Source organism: Nocardia sp. CA-128927, from assembly GCF_050955855.1.
GTDB lineage: Bacteria > Actinomycetota > Actinomycetes > Mycobacteriales > Mycobacteriaceae > Nocardia.
This window is the reverse complement of the sequence record NZ_CP192087.1, coordinates 10325364-10345525: the sequence shown is the minus strand read 5'-3', so window position 1 is coordinate 10345525 and position 20162 is coordinate 10325364. Positions and strand designations below refer to the sequence as shown.

General features: G+C 67.0%; 18 protein-coding genes. 6 read left to right on the top strand and 12 right to left on the bottom strand.

Annotation, left to right across the window (positions count from 1 at the left end; translation table 11 throughout):
• Positions 1-29: 29 nt before the first annotated feature.
• The 9 genes from ACQPW1_RS48035 to rpsF all read right to left on the bottom strand — a co-directional run bounded on the left by ACQPW1_RS48035 (position 30) and on the right by rpsF (position 9287).
• The gene (locus ACQPW1_RS48035) at positions 30-752 is read right to left on the bottom strand and encodes a hypothetical protein (RefSeq protein ID WP_433660585.1); all 723 of its coding nucleotides are present in this window, start codon (positions 750-752) and stop codon (positions 30-32) included.
• A gap of 120 nt (positions 753-872) precedes the next feature.
• Positions 873-2063, bottom strand: coding sequence for an NAD(P)/FAD-dependent oxidoreductase (locus ACQPW1_RS48030; protein ID WP_433660584.1), 1191 nt, complete (start codon positions 2061-2063; stop codon positions 873-875).
• Positions 2064-2143: 80 nt separating this feature from the next.
• Positions 2144-3088 (bottom strand): RNA polymerase sigma factor SigJ, encoded by a 945-nt coding sequence (gene sigJ / locus ACQPW1_RS48025; RefSeq protein WP_433660583.1) that lies wholly within the window; start codon positions 3086-3088, stop codon positions 2144-2146.
• A gap of 64 nt (positions 3089-3152) precedes the next feature.
• Positions 3153-3311 carry a helix-turn-helix domain-containing protein gene (locus ACQPW1_RS48020; RefSeq protein ID WP_433660582.1) on the bottom strand — a complete coding sequence of 53 codons (159 nt, stop codon included), beginning with the start codon at positions 3309-3311 and terminating at the stop codon, positions 3153-3155.
• A 507-nt stretch (positions 3312-3818) separates the two neighbouring features.
• Positions 3819-6914 (bottom strand): replicative DNA helicase, encoded by a 3096-nt coding sequence (locus tag ACQPW1_RS48015; protein ID WP_433660581.1) that lies wholly within the window; start codon positions 6912-6914, stop codon positions 3819-3821.
• Between the two features lie 658 nt (positions 6915-7572).
• Positions 7573-8025, bottom strand: coding sequence for a 50S ribosomal protein L9 (rplI, locus tag ACQPW1_RS48010; protein ID WP_433660580.1), 453 nt, complete (start codon positions 8023-8025; stop codon positions 7573-7575).
• A 17-nt stretch (positions 8026-8042) separates the two neighbouring features.
• Positions 8043-8294: a 30S ribosomal protein S18 gene (gene rpsR, locus ACQPW1_RS48005; protein ID WP_014989074.1), complete on the bottom strand. Its 252-nt coding sequence runs from the start codon at positions 8292-8294 to the stop codon at positions 8043-8045.
• Between the two features lie 59 nt (positions 8295-8353).
• The gene (locus tag ACQPW1_RS48000; protein WP_433660579.1) at positions 8354-8911 is read right to left on the bottom strand and encodes a single-stranded DNA-binding protein; all 558 of its coding nucleotides are present in this window, start codon (positions 8909-8911) and stop codon (positions 8354-8356) included.
• Between the two features lie 88 nt (positions 8912-8999).
• Positions 9000-9287, bottom strand: a complete 288-nt coding sequence (gene rpsF, locus ACQPW1_RS47995) for a 30S ribosomal protein S6 (RefSeq protein WP_433660578.1) — start codon at positions 9285-9287, stop codon at positions 9000-9002.
• A 170-nt stretch (positions 9288-9457) separates the two neighbouring features.
• On the opposite strand from rpsF, the gene ACQPW1_RS47990 reads away from it, so the two are divergent.
• From ACQPW1_RS47990 to ACQPW1_RS47970, 5 genes are all read left to right on the top strand, one after another.
• Entirely contained in the window at positions 9458-10843 is a 1386-nt protein-coding gene (locus ACQPW1_RS47990) for a glycosyltransferase family 87 protein (RefSeq protein WP_433660577.1), read from the top strand.
• Between the two features lie 71 nt (positions 10844-10914).
• On the top strand, positions 10915-11412 hold the full coding sequence (locus ACQPW1_RS47985; protein ID WP_433660576.1) for a hypothetical protein: 498 nt from the start codon (positions 10915-10917) through the stop codon (positions 11410-11412).
• A 4-nt stretch (positions 11413-11416) separates the two neighbouring features.
• Positions 11417-12547: a sensor histidine kinase gene (locus ACQPW1_RS47980; RefSeq protein ID WP_433660575.1), complete on the top strand. Its 1131-nt coding sequence runs from the start codon at positions 11417-11419 to the stop codon at positions 12545-12547.
• Entirely contained in the window at positions 12514-13182 is a 669-nt protein-coding gene (locus ACQPW1_RS47975) for a response regulator (RefSeq protein ID WP_433660574.1), read from the top strand. Before ACQPW1_RS47980 ends, ACQPW1_RS47975 begins: the two co-directional genes overlap by 34 nt.
• 412 nt (positions 13183-13594) lie before the next feature.
• Complete coding sequence (locus ACQPW1_RS47970) at positions 13595-17068, top strand: BTAD domain-containing putative transcriptional regulator (RefSeq protein ID WP_433660573.1); 3474 nt, start codon at positions 13595-13597, stop codon at positions 17066-17068.
• 15 nt (positions 17069-17083) lie between these two features.
• Here the strand turns inward: ACQPW1_RS47970 and ACQPW1_RS47965 are convergent, their stop codons facing one another.
• Positions 17084-17803, bottom strand: a complete 720-nt coding sequence (locus tag ACQPW1_RS47965; protein WP_433660572.1) for an alpha/beta fold hydrolase — start codon at positions 17801-17803, stop codon at positions 17084-17086.
• Between the two features lie 113 nt (positions 17804-17916).
• On the bottom strand, positions 17917-18450 hold the full coding sequence (locus ACQPW1_RS47960; RefSeq protein WP_433660571.1) for a CGNR zinc finger domain-containing protein: 534 nt from the start codon (positions 18448-18450) through the stop codon (positions 17917-17919).
• A gap of 83 nt (positions 18451-18533) precedes the next feature.
• Between ACQPW1_RS47960 and ACQPW1_RS47955 the strand changes: the two genes are divergently transcribed.
• Positions 18534-19433, top strand: coding sequence for a DMT family transporter (locus ACQPW1_RS47955; RefSeq protein WP_433660570.1), 900 nt, complete (start codon positions 18534-18536; stop codon positions 19431-19433).
• 19 nt (positions 19434-19452) lie between these two features.
• On the opposite strand, the gene ACQPW1_RS47950 is transcribed toward ACQPW1_RS47955, so the two are convergent.
• Positions 19453-20076 (bottom strand): TerD family protein, encoded by a 624-nt coding sequence (locus tag ACQPW1_RS47950; protein WP_433660569.1) that lies wholly within the window; start codon positions 20074-20076, stop codon positions 19453-19455.
• Positions 20077-20162: the final 86 nt, after the last annotated feature.

The following is a 20162-nucleotide window of genomic DNA, read 5'->3' as shown; positions in this document are numbered from 1 at the left end:
AAGACCCACAACTAATCCAAATCGCCCACCTACCACCCCCGCAGTAATCCGGTTACGCCGGCAGCTTCTGCATGGCCCGCTCGGCCTGCTTCCGCACCCTCGATCTCAGGGCGCGATCTGCACGTTGTCGAGGATGGTGGTGAGGTCGGTGCCGAGGCGGTCCAGGTCGGACTGTTTGCCCTGGCTACCAATAAGACTGGGTAGATTGTGCCGTTACAGGCGCAGGTGACGAGGCGGTGGTCTTCCCACCATTCGACTTGGGCGAGGGCGAAGGTGCCGGTTACTTTGCCGCCGTCTTGGCCACAGACGGTGATCGGGTGATCGTCTCGGGTGTGCCAGCCGGGGGTTGTCTGCGCGGTCCGGCGCATCATGTTCACGGCCACCGCCGCGGTGGCGGTCGGCGCGAGCGGGTTGACGGTGATCATCGCGGTGGGACTGTGGAAGTCGCCGGGGAGCTGATCTCTGCGCTGGATGGCCAGTCCGCTGATGTCGGTTCCGGGGGCGTCGGTGCGCTGCCATCCCGGCAGTTCGGGGACCAGCACGCTGAACGGCTGCTCGGGTGTGCGGTCGCTGGTGAAGACCCGGCCGGTCGCGGCGTTGGCGTTGCACGAGTAGTTCACTGCGGGTGCGGGTTTCGCCGCGGTCGAGGTCGGCGGCGCGTCGGAACCGGGTGCGCTACGTGCGGCAAGCACCGACAGGGTCGCCACGACCATCGGCATTGATCGAAGCAGGCCGATCAGCGTGCGCCCCACCCGACATCCCCTCGATCTGTGGACTTGACTACAGCAACTGTAGGTCCCCGAAAGCCTTGGCGGTTGCCGCCGGTCCGGGTCATGCGGACCGGCGGCTTCGGGTGCCACTTCGATGTCGCGTCACGGGGTGACGAGGTGGGTTTCTACTTCGCTGGTTGTCGTGAGGTGTCGGCGGCGGCTCGGCATCAGCATGGTGGGGTGGGAGACGCTCCAGGCTGCGGCGGAGCAGATGAGTTCCTTGATGCGGGCGCCGGTTCGGCCGGTGATGACGGTGGAGGTCGGCTGGTCTTCGGGGGTTACCTTCTGGACGATGGCGTCGCGGCGGCCGAGGCTGATGCACTGGCTGGCGTAGCCGATCGGGGTTTCGGGGACCTTGCGACCGGTCAGCCGTGTGGCGAGGGCGTCGGCGCCCTGCCAGGCCATGGGAGTTGCTGTGGCGCAGCCCATTCGGAGTGTCTTGCCGCCGACCCCCACCGCGAATGCGGCGTCGCCGACGGCGTAGACGTCGGGGTGCGAGATCGAGCGCAGGGTGCCGTCGACGATGATCCGTCCGGTATCGGACACCTCCAGGGTGGTGGCGGCCGCGATCGGGTGCACGGTGAATCCCGCTGTCCACACGGTCATTTCGGCCGAAATCGCCGTACCCGTACCGGTGACAACACCATTCGCTTCGACGCGTGTGATGTCGGCCTGCTCGTGCACGGTGATACCGAGCCGGTCGAAGGCACCGCGCAGGTGGCGCTGGGCCTTCTCGTGGAGCCAGTCGCCGCCGCCGCCGCGCGCCGCGATGGCGACCGCGAGGTCGGGGCGGGCCTCGGCGATCTCGGCGGCCGCTTCGATACCGGTCAGGCCGCCGCCGACGATCAGCACGGTCGCACCCGCCGTCAACTCGTTCAGGCGCTCCCGCAACCGCAGCGCGGCCTGCTTGCTTGCGACGTGGTGGGCGTATTCGGTGACACCGGGGACACCGAAGTCGGCGACGGTGCTGCCCAACGCGTACACGAGAGTGTCGTAGCCGAGGGTCTCGGCGCCGTGCTCGCCGGTGAGATCGACGGTCTTGCCGTCGACGTCGACCGCGGCGACCCGCGCCACCCGGACCTGCACCCCGGTGCCCGCGAAGACCTTGTGCAGCGGGCGTTTCGGCAGTTCCTGCCCACTCGCGAGTTGGTGCATGCGCACCCGTTCGACGAATTCGGGGTCGGCATTGACCAGGGTGATCTCGACGTCGTCGCGGTGCAGCCGCTTGGCGAGGCGGCCTGCGATGTTGGCTCCGGCGTACCCGGCTCCGAGGACGACAATGCGATGCTTCATGGCGAGCTCCTATCTGGTTGCACTCACCTCCTGAACCGGACAGCCGCGCGATCCCTGACAGGAACCATTCGTGATGTGGGTCACCACTTCCGGTCGAGCGGCTGATGCGGTCCCGCGGCCACCCACTGGCGCGTGATGCGGGCCAGCTTGTCGGGGTTGACCTGGATGTGGATCGCCGCGACGCCATCGGCGGTCGTGTCGAGGGTGATGACGCCGTAGACCCGCGCGCCGACCTCGACCAGTACTGCGGGCGCCCCGTTGACGACGGCGGCATAGAAGACGGCATCGTCGCCGACGAAAGCTCGTTTGGCAGGGGTCGACCGGAACACGTGACCCAGGTACCGCGCGATATCGAACGCACCGACGACCGGTGTCTTGCGAGCAGGAAGTCGGCCACCACCATCGGCGACGCTGACCGCGCCGTCGGTGAGCAACCGGATCAGCGGCTCGGTCTCGCCGCTGAGCGCCGCGGCGAGAAACTCCTCGACCAGCTTCTGCGCGGCCACCGCATCCACCTCGGTGCGGGACCGGTCGGTGGCGACATGCTGCTTGGCCCGCCGGTAGAGCTGCTGGCAGTTCGACTCGGTGAGGTCGAGCAGCTCCGCGATCTCGCGGTGCGCGTACCCGAACGCCTCGCGCAACACGTACACCACGCGCTCATTGGGCGACAGCCGCTCCATCAGGGTGAGCATCGCGAGGGACACCGACTCGCGCTGTTCGACGGTGTCGGCCGGACCGAGCATCCGGTCGCCGGCCAGCACCGGCTCCGGAAGCCATTGCCCCACATAGGTTTCCCGCCGGAACCGGGCCGAGGTGAGCTGGTTGAGGCAGAGATTGGTGAGCACCTTCGTCAGCCACGCCTCCGGCGTCTCGATCAGCTCCCGGTCCGCCGCATGCCACCGCAGAAACGCGTCCTGCACCGCGTCCTCGGCATCGCCGGCCGACCCGAGCAGCCGATAGGCGATCGCCTCCAGGCGGCCCCGGTAACTCTCGAACTGATCGGCTTCGTACGTGCTGAGCGACATCACCATATGGTCGGCCATGCGCGCAGGGCGTAGCCACCCGCCCCGGATCTCACAGCGATGGTGCTCAGGCCAGGCGGTAGCGGCCTGGAGTAGTGCCGATGATGGTGGTGAAGGCCGCGATGAAGCTGCTGGGGTTCGACCATCCGCAGGCGTGCGCGACGCGGGTGGTGTCGTGGCCGTCGGCGAGCAGAACGAGGGCGTGATAGATGCGTAGCCAGGGCATCTTGTACCGAGCGTCCTGTCGGGCCTAGCCGCCCGTCGGTCACGAATGAGTACAACGCGTCGGTGTAGGAATTACCCAACGCGGACCAACGCGCGAGTTCCGCTATAAGTTCGGCTTCACCCCACGTGTATTGCTGATCCCTATGCTTGAATTGCGCCGCAGACTGAAGGCTCTCGTCGAGGGTGTATGTCTCCACGTCGACCACATCGTTCGTGGCTTCCACGCGAACGAATCCGAGAGCGGGGTCCGCCGCAAGGTCGAGAACCCGATGCACCGCTTGGGCATGTTGATACGCAAAGCCTGCTGCTGCCCCGACACCGCTCACAGCCGCACCTCCTCGTCGGATCGCCTGCAATCGGTAAGACCGGTGATCACCCGGTCTTCAAGGGCACGGCCGACTTCGACCTCAAGCTGATCGAGAGTGCACGCTCGACAGCCACATCTAAGAGCGCATCTGCCGGCCGACCCTGCATGTCTCAGCCCGTCCACGCACCGGTCGAACTTCCCTTAGCCGCGCGCCATATCCACGAACCGGCTCAAGTGCAGCTGGTGGGCGACTGTGATGGTGGCGGTCGGGCCGTTACGGTGCTTGCCGACGATCAGGTCGGCTTCGCCGCCCCGCGGGTCGTCTCGTTCGATCGCGTCGGGGCGGTGCAGCAGGATGACCATGTCGGCGTCCTGCTCGAGGCTGTTGTGCACTGAAATACCCTGTGCCACAAAGTTATGTGTGCCCGGGACGGTGCCGTCGTAGACGTCCTGTTCGCCGAGGCTGGTGATTTCGACAACCTTGTCCCAGAAGACATCGTTGGTGGCGAACATTTCGATATCGGCATCGTCGAGGACCGCCGCGACGCGGGCGAGACGTGACCGGCTGGGGGAGCACTTCCACATGGTCGAGCCACAGAAGCGTGAGCCCATTGCTGCCGAGAACTCGCGGTGCGTCATGTGTTTGGTGGACAGCAAGCCTCGGACCTTGGTCCAGACTTCCTTGGGCACGGTGTCGACGTTGGTGTTACGCACCATCGGCTCCAGCTCGACCAGTGCCGCTTCCGCGGCCTTGCCGCGGGCGCCGTGCACCCCGATGTCTCGCAGGAAAATGGTCTGATTGTCCGAACCATCGATCACGAGGTGCCAGCAGGGTCGATAGCCGGTCTTGCTGACCTGCTTGATTCGTCCGTGCACACCGAGGCGAAGCAGTAGCTGCGCTACGTCGTCGACGAGACGGCGGCTGGTCGAGGCATAGTAGACGCGCGCTTGATTGCCTTTGGCGTCCCAGCGCACCGAGCCGTCCGTCGCCCAGAGGTGGCGGAGGAACAGTGCGACCTGGTCGTTGGGGAGTGTGAAAACGGGCTGGGGGACGAACTTTTCGTAGCTGCGCAAGCCGAACAGGCCCAGTTCATCGAGCCATGCGGCGATCGGATTGCGCTTGCCGTGGGTGAGGCGTTCGGGGGCACGCAACCGCAGCGTTGTCACGCGCGCCGCCGCGTAGTCGTCGCGTGCGGCAGTGACACCGAAATGGGTGGCCGCTTCGGTGACGGCCGCGAGGTTCTCCTCATCGATGCTGGCGTAGCGGATCGGCTGGCGCTTGACGCTGGAACCATCACCGATCATGTGCGCCAACAGGATCACCTCGGCATCCGCCATCCGGGTGGTCTGCACCGGCTCGGGAACGACACGCGGAGTAGCCAGGCGATCGTCAATGGCCAACTTCTCCAGCGGAATCCAGCCGTCGACGGTCAGGAAGGGGTGGTTGCCGGTGGCTTCGACCTCGCGCCCGGAGGCCAGGCGCAGCCGGAACACCTCCTTGCGTCCGCTGGGGAACACCTTGACCATCGGGCGAGCGACCATCCGCATGCGCTCGTCCAGCGACCACACCAGTGGCTGTTCCCCGCTGGCGAGGAGCTCGCCCAGGGTGGTCTCCGCACCGGTGTCAGCCCGGAGGATGCGGGTAGCTGCGGGCAGGCACCCCGACTCACGAAGGTCGGACACCATGGGGCGCTTGTCGGTTCGCTGTTCGGGACCACGGTTCAGCTGGCTGATCGCGATCACCGGAACCTCGAGTTCCTTGGCGAGCAGTTTCAGACTTCGCGAGAAGTCCGAGACTTCCTGCTGCCGGGATTCGACCTTCTTACCCGAGCTCATCAGCTGAAGGTAGTCCACCACAACGAGTTTCAGATCGTTGCGCTGTTTGAGTCGTCGTGCCTTCGCTCGAATCTCCATCATGGTCAAGTTCGGCGAGTCGTCGACGAACAGCGGTGCCTCACTGATCTCACTCATCCGCCGCGCCAGTTTGGTCCAGTCGTCATCACTCATCCGCCCGGAGCGCATGTCACCGAGCTTGATCTTCGCCTCCGCCGACAGCAGACGCATCACGATTTCCGTGCGGCTCATCTCCAGCGAGAAGATGACGCTCGGCAGGCCATGCTTGATCGAGCAGCTCCGCATGAAGTCCATACCGAGCGTGGAGTTGTGCGTGGGCACCATGGTCTGCCCGGCGAGGTAGAGGTGGTCGCCGTTGTCGACCTCGACGCAACGCACGGGGACCGTGTCGATTTTGCGGACGTCCACGATCTGCCGAGATATGGAACGCGCTGTGCCGGGTACAGCGTGGTTCAGGTCGTCATCCGCAGTGCGAAGGGTGTGGACGATGTCGCCAGTTGTCCGTACTGCCAGCTGAGACCCACGGGATCGGGCAACGGTGAGCCACTGGTGCTCCTCGTCCGCGACGAGCACTGTGCCGTCGGAGAATTCGACCTGGTAGCACGGGCGGTCGGTGAGGACGTCTGTGGCTGCCACGACGCGGGTGGGGTGGCCGTTGGCGTCGAGGAGTTCGTCGCCGACGCGGACTTCGCCCATGGTGGTCCAGCCGGTGGGGGTCGCCAGAGGTGTGTCGAGGGCCAGCGCCTTACCGACGCCGGGTCGGGCCGCGACGATGATCATCTGGCCGGGGTGTAGGCCGTTGGTGAGTTCGTCTAGTTCGGTGAAGCCGGTGGGGACGCCGAGGGAGATGCCGCCGCGGCTGGCGATGGAGTCGATTTCGTCCATCGTGGGCTGCAGGAGTTCCTCGAGGGGGAGGAAGTCTTCGGTGGTGCGGCGTTCGGTGACCTCGTAGATCTCGGCTTGGGCGCGGTCGACGACCTCGGCGACGTCCTGGCCGTCGGCGCCCGCGTAGCCGTACTGGACGATGCGGGTGCCCGCCTCGACGAGGCGGCGCAGGATGGCCTTCTCGGCGACGATCTCGGCGTAGAAGCTGGCGTTGGCCGCGGTGGGCACGGTCTGGGTGAGCGTGACGAGGTAGGGGGGTCCGCCGATGCGCTTGAGTTCGCCGCGGCGGTCCAGGCCTGCCGAGACGGTCACCGGGTCGGCGGGTTCGCCGCGACCGTAGAGGTCGAGGATGGTGTCGTAGATGAGTTGGTGTGCGGGACGGTAGAAGTCGCCGGGGCGCATGACCTCGATGACGTCGGCGATCGCGTCCTTGCTCAGCAGCATGCCGCCGAGCACGGACTGCTCGGCCGCCATGTCGTGCGGTGGCTGGCGCCCGAAGTCCTCGCCGGGCGGTTCGGGCGGGAAGTTCGCATGCCCTCGGTCATCGACGACTGCCATGAGAATCGACTGTCCTCTCTCCACCCACCGGGGCTCACCCTATTGATGACTGGTTCTACTCTCGGGCTACGACACGTCGGCCGCAGTGGCAGCGGCGGCCGCCCGCACGATGGTTGGAGCCACCTGCGAGTTCTAGCTACCGTTGCGATATCCATGGATCCGGACGTTCGACGCCGCGCATTTCACGACGTAGCGACGAACCTAGGCGACCCGAGGGTGGTCAACAAACCCTACTGTGCACACACCTGTGGATAAGTTGGGGACTGTTCACCTAACCGTGTGCACCCCCTGTGTACAACTTGGGGAAAACCAAGGTCATGCCGCGAAAACCCGCAGATAGATATCGATTTCCGAAGCTATCCACGTGTGGATGAACAAAGTTGCGGCGTGTCGGTCAAGTTGAACAGCCGGGCGTGTTGAGTTAACAGCACATGTATCGGTTATGAGCTGAATCACATTGCCACCGGTCGGTTTCCCAAGTAATCCACAGGCCCGTTACCGGGAACCCCGGTGACCAGCGGCGATTAGCCAAGAATGTTCCGTATGGCAGTGCTGCCCGACGGGCAAACAGTTAGTTATTCAGAAGAGTGGTCAGCGTCGCACAGCCGAAGACCACCCCCGTGCCGAACACGGGAGTGGTCTTCGAGGTGGTGCTATATCAGCTGGCAGCGACCGTCAGGTCGAACTTGGCGATCACGTCCGGGTGCAGGTGCACCACGACGCCGTGCTTGCCGGTCGACTTGATGTGCGACTTCGGCAGCTCGATGCTGCGCTTGTCGACCACGGGCCCGCCGGCCGACTTGATGGCCGAGGCGACGTCCGCCTGGGTCACCGAGCCGAACAGCTTGCCGGTGCCCGCCGTCTTCACCGAGAGCGAGACAGCATCGAGGTTCTCGATGGCCTGCTTCAATTCGTTGGCGTGATCCAGGTCGCGCACCTTGCGCGCGTCCTGCGCCCGCCGGATGCCTGCGACCTGCTTTTCGGCACCGCGGCTGGCCACGATCGCCAGTCCACGCGGCAGCAGGAAGTTACGGCCGTAGCCGTCCTTGACCTCGACGGTGTCGCCGGGCGCACCGAGGTTGTCCACGTCAGCAGTCAGAATCAACTTCATTTGCGTGTCTCCCTTACTCAGCGAGCCGTCGACACGTAAGGAAGCAGGGCCACCTCACGCGAGTTCTTGACGGCAACCGCGATGTCACGCTGGTGCTGCACGCAGTTGCCGGTGACGCGGCGGGCGCGGATCTTGCCGCGATCGCTGACGTACTTACGCAGCAGTGCCGTGTCCTTGTAATCGATGTTGACGATTCCGGACTTGGCTTCCTTGCAGAATGCGCAGGCCTTCTTCTTGAGCACCTTTTCGCGCGCTGGCGCTTTAGGCATGGTCTTTTACTCCGTAATCAGTGATGGTCCACGCGAGGCAGACCTATGAGTTGCCGTTATCAGAACGGCGGTTCGTCATCTACGCGGCCGCCGCCCCCGAAGGAGCCGGCCGCGGGCGCACTGCCCCAGGGATCGTCCTCGGCACCGCCGGAACGTCCACCGCCACCACCGGAGCCGGCCGGGGCGCTACCGCCGCCGGAGCCACCGCTGCCGCCGGACCCGAAGCCACCACCGCCACCGCCACCGCCGCCGCGACTGGTCTTGTTGACCTTCGCGGTGGCGTACTTCAACGAGGGGCCGACTTCATCGACCTCGAGCTCGACGACGGTGCGCTTCTCGCCCTGAGCGGTTTCGTAGGAGCGCTGCTTCAGCCGCCCACTCACGATGACTCGGGAACCCCGGGTCAGGCTTTCGGCGACATTTTCCGCAGCTTCGCGCCAGATATTGCAGCGCAGGAACAGCGCTTCGCCGTCTTTCCATTCGTTCGAATTACGGTCGAACATCCGGGGTGTCGACGCGACGGTGAAATTAGCCACCGCCGCTCCCGCGGGCGTGAATCGAAGCTCGGGGTCGGCCGTCAAGTTTCCGATGACGGTGATGACCGTGTCGCCTGCCATGTGGTTCCTCCTGCTCGGTGTGCAGTCCGCGTCTCGCTGTTGCGCTAGAGCCTAGAGATAGGCACCGACGCAATCGAGGGTTGCCGGACTACTTGTCGTGGCGCAGAACCTTGGTGCGCAACACCGTCTCGTTCAGGCCGAGCTGGCGGTCGAGTTCGCTCACGGTCGCGGGCTCCGCGGTCAGATCGACCACCGCGTAGATGCCCTCGGCCTGCTTGGCGATCTCGTAGGCAAGCCTGCGGCGGCCCCAGATATCGACCTTGTCGACCTTGCCGCCTTCGGTACGAACCACGGTGAGCATCGTCTCGAGAGACGGGGCTACGGTGCGCTCGTCCAGACTGGGATCGAGGATAACCATCACTTCGTAATGACGCACGGACCAATCACCTCCTGTGGACTAGGAAACGGCCACGGGCTCTCCGTGGCAGGAGGGTCGTTGCGTCAGCAACCCGACAAGGCTACATGAACCGCCCCTGACCACTGAAATCGATCCCTTCGGCGAGGGAACGCGGGCATTGGCGTATCTCGCCGCTTAGGGTGGTCCACATGCCGACCGGACTCGCCACCAGCGACCTGATCGCGCGCCGCGTGACACGTCGCGTGGCGCTGGCGGCGGTGGTGCTGGTGCTGTGCGGGCTGACTCTCGCGCTCGGGTATGCGAACAAGGCGCGGTGTGCGGGTGCGCCGTTCACGGCGGATGGCCGCAGCACGGTATTCGATACCACCAAGGATTCGGACGTCTGTTACTCCGATATCCAGTTCCTCTGGCTCGGCCGCGACATCAACGAACACGTCTTTCCCTATGTACAAGGCGGCATCACCGAGGACGGCACGCTGGTCGGCGGCGCGGTCGAATATCCGGTGCTCAGCGGCACTTTGATGTGGCTCGGTGCGCTCGGCGCGGACAACGACGCCGAGTTCCTGCGACACTCGGCGCTACTGCTCGCGCCGTTCGCGCTGCTGACCGCCTGGATGCTGGCCCGGCTCGCGGGCCGCGCGGCGCTGCTGTGGGCGGTGGGGCCGCCGCTGGTGCTCTACGCCTTCCACAACTGGGAACTTCCGGTGGTTTTCACGGCCGTCGCCGCGGTCTATGTGGTCGCCACCTTGACCAGATACTCGTTGCGCACCAGGGGAATTCTGGCCGCGATCCTGCTCGGCATCGGGTTCTGCCTCAAGCTCTACCCGGGGATCTTCGTGCTGCCGCTGCTGGCGTACGTGCTCACCGGCGGTGTCGAACGCGACCCCGACGAACGGCGTCTGGATGTCCGTGGCGCACTGCTGACGGCCGGTGCGGCGATCGGCACGGTGATCGTGGTGAACCTGCCGTTCGCGCTGGCCGGGTACGAGGGCTGGCGCGCGTCGATCACCTTTCAGCAGCTGCGGCAGGCCGACATCACCACGAATTCCATTTGGTACTGGGGACTTCGGCCGCTGTTCGGCGCGGACGCGCAGAGCGAGAAGGTGTTCCAGGACGTAGTGTCGGTCGCCTCGCCGACGCTGGTGCTCGCCGCGTTCGCGCTGGCCATGTGGTTCGGCTGGAAGCGGTACATCGCGTCCGGCGTGTTCCCGTGGGTCGGTGTGAGCGGTGCGATGCTCTGTGGATTCCTGTTGTTCCACAAGGTGCATTCGCCGCAGTACACGTTGTGGCTGGTGCCGTTCCTGGTGCTGCTCGAGGTGCCGTGGACTGCGATAGCGGCGTACTTCGTCGCCGACGCGGCCCTCGGCATTGGCGTGTTCCGGTACTTCTATGCGCTGGGCACGGGCCGACCCGCGGAGCAGATGGAGAAGCTCGTGCAGTTCGGGGTGTGGGGTCGGGCGGTGCTGTTGGTCGCGCTGTTCTTCCTGTTCCTGCGGGCGCACCCGCGCGGCTTCCGGCCGGTACCGCCGGCGGTGCCGCGGTTCGCGCCAGGTGAGTTGATCCCGGTCGGGTAGTCCCCGGATTCCACCCACCGCTCCACCCTCGGGTGGTGCCGGACAACCGGCGATTCCCGGAGTCTTACGGCATGACCTCGAACAACTTGCTCACGGCCCTGCTGGTGATCGTGATACTCGGCTGGATCATCTACCGCCAGAATCAGTGGCGGCCGTTCGATCCGGCCCGGATGTGGCGGGGACCGCTGATTCTCGGCATCGTCGGCGTGGTGCTCTTCGCGTCCTCGGACAACGCTCCCGCGGTGCACACCGTGGATATCGCGCTGCTGGTCTTCGAGGGTGTGCTCGGGCTCGGGGTCGGCGCGCTGATGGGTGTGCTGTCGAAGTTCGCTCGGCAGGGCGGGCAACTGATGGTGCGTACCGGTGCCGTCGCCTCGGCGCTGTGGGTGGTGCTCATCGCGGTGCGCATCGGCGTCGACGTGGTTGCGGTCGGCATGGGCGCCGAGGCAGTCGTCTCGGTCGGCGCGATCATCGCGTTGCTCGCGGTCAACCGGCTGGGCCGGATGCTGGTCATCGCGGCGCGGGCGGAACGACTGACCGGTTCGCGGCCGATGGTTCGGGCACACTGAGCGAATGCCGGCAGGCACGGACATCGCGCCGACGACCCCGAGCAGGCTGCTGCGCCTGACCTGGGTCATCGCCATGGGCGCCCTGCTCCGCGACGACCAGCTCGCACGGCAGGGGATCCCGATCCTCGTCATGATCGGTATCGCCGGGCTCGCGCTGCTGGTCTGGGCGGTGGGTCCGGCGGGCAGGCCGTGGCTGAGCAGGGCAACGATCGCCACGATGGCGGTGTTCGGCGGTCTGACGGTCGCGCAGGCCGGTGGCTCGCTGATCCCGCTGCTCGTCGCCGCGTTCGCCGGTTTCGCGCTGGTGCAGCACTCGATCCTGTTCGGGGCGTTGATCATCGGTGCCGAGTTGATCGCGATGGGTGTGTCGTCGGTGGCGGCGCACCGCGCGCCGAGCGGCTACCTGGGGATGCTGGCCGGTGTGCTGTTGGTGGCGCTACTGGGATTGAGCCGCAGGCAGTTTCGGGTGACCGCCGAGCAGAATCGCCTGCTGGTGGAGCAGAGCCGGGAGATGCGCGCGGAACGCGACCGCGCCGCCGCTCTTGCCGAACGTGGGCGGATCGCCCGCGAGGTGCACGACGTGCTCGCGCACACCCTGGGTGGACTGGTGCTGCAACTCGACGCTGCTGATGCACTGCTGGAGGCGGGCGAGACGGAACGGGCCGCCGACAAGGTCCGGGCCTCGCGGGAGCTGGCGGCGGCGGGGCTCGATGACGCACGGCAGGTCGTCGGTGCGCTGCGGGCCGAAAGTCTTGATCTGCCAATCGAATTGGACCGTTTGGCAGCCGAGCATCGGAACGCGGGCGGTCAGGTGAGCCTGCGGTTGGACGGCGATGCTCAGCACCTCGGCGAGCAGGTGAGTGTCGCGCTGCTCCGCGGCGCACAGGAGTCGCTGACCAATGCGCGCAAGCACGCGCCGGGCGCGGCGGTCGAGCTGCGGCTGCGGGTCGGCGCGGAGCAGGTGGAACTGGTCGCGTCGAATCCGCTGTCCGACCGGATCGGGTTACTGTCGGCCTCGGGGATGGGTGCGGGTCTGCTCGGCATGCGCGAGCGGATCGGCGCACTGGGCGGCAAGGTCGAGGCGGGAAAGGCGGGTGACCGATGGACAGTGCGAATGACGTTGCCGCGCAGGTGATCACGGTGGTGGTCGCCGACGATCAGACCATCGTGCGGGAGGGTCTGACGACCGTGCTTTCGCTGCTGCCGGATATCGAGGTGGTCGGCGAGGCCTGTGACGGCGCCGAAGCGGTCGAGCTGGTGCACCGTCTCGCGCCCGACGTCGTTCTGATGGATCTGCGGATGCCGATCCTCGACGGCGTCGCCGCCACCGCCGCGATCAGCGCGGACCATCCCGGCACTGCGGTCTTGGTGCTGACCACCTATGCCGACGACGAATCGATCGCGGGCGCGTTGCGTGCCGGTGCGCGTGGGTATTTGACCAAGGACGCGGGTCGTCGCGAGATCGCCACGGCCATCCGGTCGGTCGCCGGTGGGCAGGCCACCTTCGCCGCCGAGGTCGGCCAGCGTCTCGTCGCCGCGCTGTCGCCGCCTGATGTGGTCGCCCCTGCGGTAGCCGAATTGGGGCTCAGCGCAAGGGAACTCGATGTGCTGACGTTGATGGCCAAGGGGCGCAACAACTCCGAGATCGCCGAGGAGCTGTTCATCGGGGTCAGCACTGTCAAGAGCCACATCAACTCACTGTTCGCGAAACTCCACGTCCGCGACCGGCCGCAGGCGATCGCCCACGCCCATCGGCTCGGCTTGAGTTAGCCCGGTCCGAGTCGGCAGCCTCGGCGACGTGTCCGGTTGTCGACCAGAATGGATTCGGGACGATCGCGCACGCACCTTGCGCAGAATCCCTGCGAGCCGGACTGTCGTTCCTGGCTCCGGTTGCGGAGTAGTAGGTGATCACGACTTCGACTGCGGCGCGCAGGGTTGTCCCGCCTCCTAGTTTTGCTCTGCGAGGTGCGTCACTGCCCCCTCGACGCACAGCAGGCCGGGCACCACGCATCGGTTGCTCGATGATTGCCATCCGTCCAGCTCAGGAGCTGATCGAGCCGCGACCAGATACCGCAGCCTCGGTGCATGCCGGGCTACGCGGTAAAGGCGGGCCGTGCCGACAGGACACCGGTCCGCTTACCCTGATCGGGCTGAGCGACACATCGAGGCGGTGGATGAACGGATGGATCACGCGGAGGCGGGCACGCTGTCGCCCGCTGTGCTGCGATTGACGCTGCTCAACGGGGTGGAAGCGCACCTCGCCGGGCAGGTCCTCCCGCTCGGCCCGCCGCAGCGGCGGGCGGTGCTGTGCGTGCTGGCTTTCCGGCGGCGGCAGTGGGTGTCGGCGTCGAGTCTGCTCGCCGCGCTGTACGACGGTGTGCCCCCGGCCAGCGGCGTCGGCGTGATCCAGACCTACGTGTCAGCCCTGCGCCGGGTGCTCGAGCCGGACCGCAGGCCGCGGACGCCGCCCGCTGTGCTGCTCTCCGGTCATGGCGGATATCAGCTGCGGATCGAGGACGAACAGACCGATCTCGGTGTGTTCGACCGGCTGGTCGGCGAGGCGGCCCGTGCGCGCGAAGCGGGTGATCGGTCGCTCGCCGAGGACCGATATGCCCAGGCCCTCGCCTTGTATTCGGGCGAACCGCTGGCCGGACTGCCCGGACCTTTCGCACAACGCCAACGTGCGGCACTGGCCGAACGCCGCCTGTCCGTCGTCGAGGACAGCCTCGATGTCGCTGTGGCACTCGGCCGTTCCGATGAGGTGATCGACCGCCTGCGCATGCTCACCGCGGAACACCCACTGCGCGAGCGCCCGCGAGCGGTGCTGATGCGCGCGCTGTACTCGCACGGTCGCCAGTCCGAAGCGTTGGACGTCTACCGCGAGACCCGAAATCTGCTGGTAGATCAGCTGGGTGTGGAGCCGGGCGAAGAGCTTCGCGCACTCCACAAGCAGATCCTGGCGGGTGAAAGTATGGTGCGGCAGGCTCCGTCTGCCGCGGCAGCGCTAGCAGATGGGTCAGCGGTTCGTGAGACCCGAACTCCGGCCGCCGAAGTGCCTGGTCCGACCGATGGTGTAGCCGTAGTCAACCCGGAAAAGTCTGCGGTACAAGAACTTTCGGGCACGAACGGAGTCGAACACCGTCTCGCCATGGTGGGGGCGCTGTGGCCGACACCGAAGCCGGACGCGGCAGCCCCGCTGGTACTCGAGCGAGACCACGAGCTGACCAGGATCGTTGCGTGGACGGAGCGCGCGGCCGCGGGCAACGGTGGGCTGGTGGTGATCTCGGGGCGACCCGGCTTCGGCAAGACCCAGCTGCTCGATGAGGTGGCGCGGCGGGTGCCCGGCGCACGGCGGGTCGATCTGCTGCCACCCTACGAGGGTGCAGCGCCGCTCGGTCTGGTCGCAGAGCTTGTCGGCTCCGCGATCTCTCCCCGGGACACCGACGCCCAGATAGCAGAAGCGCTGTCCACCAAGTTGATTCAAGAATCGGCAGCGGAACCACTGGTCGTACTGGTGGACGGCGCGGAACAGATGGACGAGCGTTCCGCGCGAGTGCTGACCACGGTCGCACCGCGCCTACGTCGGACGCGCGTTCTCCTGGTGCTGGCACTGGACGAACGCTCCTGGGAGCCCGCGATTCTCGACCTGCACGCGCAACTCGAACCGACGGCTGTCGCGGTATTGCGCCCGAGCGGACTCAGCGTCGCCGCGATCGAGGGACTGTACGAACGGCGCACCGGGACGGTATGCCCGCCGGGACTGGCCGCGGATATCCAGCAGGCGGCCGCCGACATCCCACTGCTGGCCGACGCCTTGATCACCGACCTGGCCGCACTCCGCGACCACGGCCGAATTCCGGAATACCTACCGGAAGGCTGCTATTCGCGCTCGATCAGCCGACTGCTCGGCCGATACGCGCCGAGCGGGGTCGCCATGCTGCGCGCGCTCGCCGTGCTGCAAGACGACGCACCGACCATCGAGGTGCTCGCCGCGGCCTGCGCCGAACCGGCCTGCGTCGTGCGTCATCGCTGCGAATTGCTCGCCGCCACCGGCATTTTGGCCTCGGCGACACCGCCGACCTTCCGTCATCCGTTGATCGGCAACACGATTCGCTGGCTCGGTGGCCGCGGCGACGCCGATCGAATCCGGATCGCCGCCGAGCAGGCGCGCAGCGCCGGATACTCGGCCCGACAGGTCGCGGCCTACCTGCGTGACCTGGTCGGTGTGCAGTACGCGCGGTGGACGGTGGTGTTGCTGGACGCGGCCGAGGAATGCCTGCGCCGCGGCCGGATCGCCGAGGCGGTTCAGCAGCTGGCGGCGGCGTTGCGCATCACCGCGCCGCAGGACCGCGACGACATCCTTGTTCGCCTCGGCCAGCTCGAACTGTGGACCAACCCGGCCGCGGCCCGCGCACATCTGGAGGAAGCGCTGCACAGTCAGCGCGACCGTCGCGTTGCGCCGACCGCGCTCATTCCACTGGCGTGGACGATGTCGACGCGCTCGCAAGCCGGTGCGGCGATGGCACTGATCGCCGAGGTACTCGCCGAGACCGAAGAGCGAGACCCGCTGGCCGCCAAGAACATTCGATCGGCTACCTGGGCGGTCGCCGGACTGACCTCGACGACGTGGCGCGACTTCCTCGCCGCACTGCGCGCCACCGGATCGACCGATCAGATCACCACCGCGGTGCTCACCTGGCACGACGCCTTCCGGGTCGAGCACACCGCGCGCGAAACCTGCGCCCGCTTCCCCGCTGAACCGGATCCGGCTCGCGGCTGGGATGTGTTGCCGCAGCAGCTGATCGGACTGCTCGCCCATCTGTCCATGTGGGCGGGCGACCTCGCGCTGGCCAGGCAGCTCAGCGAACAGCGCAAGGATCACCACTTCGGCACCATCGACGTCTATCGCCTCATCCTGCGCTCGGAGGTGCTGTTGCGCTGCGGTGACTACGAGCAGGCGCGGCGCGAGGTCGCACCGACCGTCGGCACCTTCGGCGACGAATCCATCCGGCCGCCGCTCGCGCTGGTCGCCCAGTACGTGCACGCCCTGCTCGGGCTCGGTCGCCTGACCGAAGCCGAGCAGTGGCTCGACAGCGTGACCGACCACGCCAACCCCGAAACCTGGGAGTGGACAGTGGTCATCCACGTCAAGGCCATGCTCTGCGCCGCGCGCGGCGACTCCCGCCAGGCGATCGCCCACTTCCTGGACTGCGGACGCCGCGTCGGCGCGGTGGGCATCCGCAACCCGGCCCACATCCCGTGGCGCAGCTCCGCGGCCATGGAACTCGTGCGCCTCGGCGAGCGCGAACAGGCCTGGGATCTTGCCGCCGCCGAACTCGAAGTAGCCCGGCAATGGGATACCCCCGGCACCATCGGAAGGGCTTTGCGCGCAATGGCTTCGGCCGCCCCGGGCGGCGTTGATGCGGAGCTGCTCGATCAGGCCGTCGCCCTGCTGCGCCGCTACGACTCGCCGGTCGAACTGATCCCGGCGCTGCTGGAACTGGCCGCGGTCCGCCAGGCCAGCGGCGACCTCGAACGCGCCGGTGAGCTGCGCTGGGAAGCCCGCTCGCACGCCGAAACAATCGGCGCGACAAGGTATCTCGAACTCATCGGCGATCTACTCGGCGCGGCGGCCGATGGCGTGCACACTGGCTGACAGGTGCCGCCCGGCTCACTGACCGGCGGCGGCCCGCGCGATGAGGTCGGCGATCGCGTCCGGCTCGGTGACCATCGAGGCATGCCCGGTGGCCAGCGAAACGATGTGGTCCTCGGTGGCCACCTGATAGGCCATCTTGGTCTCCAGGTCCGGGTGGATCATCGCGTCCAACTCGGAGATCTGGTACCAGGTGTTGTCCCGCAGCGTCTCCCACGCGGGCCGCGCGGAACCCGAACCGGCAAGGGAGAGCACCGAAGTCGGCTTCTGGGTGGCCGCGAGCAGGGTGGCCTCGCGCGGGTCGGCGTCGGCGGCGAAGTCGACGTGGTAGCGGTCGCGGGCGATGATCAGGTCCGGGGTGTCCTCGGCGCCGATGTTCACCAGGTCCGCACCGCTGGGCAGCTCCTGCCCGAATTCCTGGTTGATCTGGAAGGCGGACTGGCCCGCGGTGGGGGTGTACGCGGCGACGAATACCAGCCCGGTGACGTCGGTCCGGCCCGAACCGGCCTGGCTGATCACCGCGCCACCGTAGGAGTGGCCGACCAGAATCGTGGGTCCGGTCAGCGCGTTCAGGTCGCGGGTGACGGCGGCGACGTCGTCGGCGAAGCCACGCAGCGGCAGCTGACTGGCCACCACGGTGCCGAAGCCCCGGTCGAGCAGGCGCTCGATCACCTTGTTCCAGCAGGACCCGTCGGCCCAGGCGCCGTGCACGAGGAGAACATTCGGGGTGGTGGTCATCGGTTCCTCCAGTTCGCGTCGGATCGCCGGAAGAGGTGGGCGATCGATCGCCTACAGCATCGGGAGCCGACTGAACGTGGTCTGAATGTCCACCGAACGTACTGGTCAGCGCCTCACTCGGGGGTGTGCCGCGCGCGGAAGGACGCGCTCTTGACGCGGTTGCCGCAGATGGTCATGTCGCACCAGCGTCGGTTGCCGCCGCGGGAGGCGTCGATGTAGAGGCGGGTGCATTCGGGGCGGCCGCATTCCTTGATCGAGGCCGAGCCGCCGAGGAGTTCGATGGCGGAGCGGGCGATCGCGGTGAGTGCGGCGGCGGGGGTGCCCGAGCGGGCGACGGTGCCGTCGGGTCGCAGGGTGATCGCGGGGAGTTCGCCCTTGGCGCAGTCGTTCACGATGCGGCGGTCGGCGTCGGCGAGTGGTTCGCCCCGGATCACGGCGCTGGCCATGCGGTATGCCGCCTCGCGCAACCGCACGGCGCGGTCGAACGTCGCCGCGTCGCACTCGGGTGCACGGTCGAGCAACTCGGCGGCGACCAGCCAGTCGGCCAGGTCGGCGGGGGTGTCGAGGGCGTCGTCGAACGAACCGGTACGGGCCTTGACGGTGCCCGCGAAATCCAGGGCGAGGTTGCCGCTGACGAAGGTGAACACCTTCTCATAGTAACCACCTTGACAGGTTACGTGAGAAGCTGCCACGGTAGTAACCATCTAAGGTGGTTAGCTCAGGAGGGTCCGTGAAGGCTCAGTTCATGTCGGTGGCCGCGCAGCCGCTGTTCGTCGTGTTGTGGAGCAGCGCGTTCATCGCCGGGATCGTCGGGGTCGGTGCCGCGCCGCCGATGATGGTGTTGTTCGCGCGCTACGCGATCGCGGGAGTCTTGCTCATCGGGTACGCCTTCGTCGTGCGCGCGACCTGGCCGAGCGGCCGGCAGTGGCGGCACGTCGCCATCGCCGGGTTGCTGATGCAGGCGGTGCAGTTCGGCGCGTTCTACACGGCGATGGGCGAGCATGTGTCCGGCGCGGTCATCGCGCTGGTGCAGGGCTTGAACCCGGTGGTCATCGCGTTGTTCGCCGGGGTGCTCGGCGAAACCGTCACGGCGCGACAGTGGTTCGGCTTCGGCATCGGTGGTGTCGGAGTCGCGATGGCGGTCATGGATCAGTCGAACTTCTCCCGGATCGGCTTGCTGCTGTGCGTGATCGGGTTGCTCGGCTTGAGCATCGGCACGGTCTATCAGAAGCGATTCGTACCCGACGTCGATTCCCGCGCGTCGACTGCGGTGCACGTGGTCGTGAGCGCGCCGGTTGCCGGGCTGCTCGCCTGGCTGACCGGTCAGCTGCACGTGACGGATGTGACCAGGTTCGCCGGATCACTCACCTGGATGGTGTTCGTGAACTCGATGTTCGCGTTCCTGCTGCTGAACTCGATGCTGCGGCGCTGGGACGCCACCAGGGTCGGCCGACTGTTCTTCGCCACCCCCGCGGTGACCGCGCTGCTCGCCTGGGTACTGATCGATCAACCGTTGCGGCCGTTGACCGTTGCCGGACTTGCCGTCGGCCTGATCGGCCTGGTCTTCGCCTCGCGCAAACCCGCGGCGGTACCCACCGTCACGCCCCGCCCCGTGGTCGCAGTGCGCTGAACTACCTACCAGCGCTGAACTACTTACGAGCGCTGTGCCAGTTCATGCCCCAGCGGTAGGCCTCGTCGATCTCTTTCTGCGCGCCGTTGATGTAATGCACTTCCCGATGCACGGTGATCCCGCTGCCCTGGTTCTGCAGCAGCGCGATCGCGCAGGAGCGGGCGCCGTCCACGGGGGAGTCGAGGCGCACCTCGATCTGCGGGCCCGCGGTGGGGAACAGGGTGACCACACCGTCGGCGGCGGCCCAGTTCGGCACCCCCTCATAGATGAAGGCGAAGATCAGCACACGCCGGAACAGTTCGGGCCGAGCGAGATTGATGTGCATGTTCTCGCCGCCGGTGGCGGTGCCGCTGCGGTCGTCGCCGTCGAGCTGGATGTAGGGCTCGGCGTCGAGCGCGCCGAAGTTGTTGCCGACCGCCTGCACGACACCCTTGGTGCCGTTGGCCAGTTCGTAGAGGCAGCCGAGGTCGAGATCGACCGGCTTGGCCCGGCGGAAGAAACCCTTGGAACCGGTGGACCAGTTCAGGTTGACCCGCATGTTGCCTTGCTGCTCACCCGGTTTGGTGAGGTTGATGCTCGGTGTCGCCTTCGACAGGGTCGCCTTCGACAGGTTGACCCCACCGGCGTTGCTGTCGTTCGCCATCGGCGTGATCCCCCTCGGGCAGTAGATATGGGAGCGGCAGCGGTCCTCCCGAGGGAGGGGCCGCTGCCGCGCGAGTCTTCGGCTTG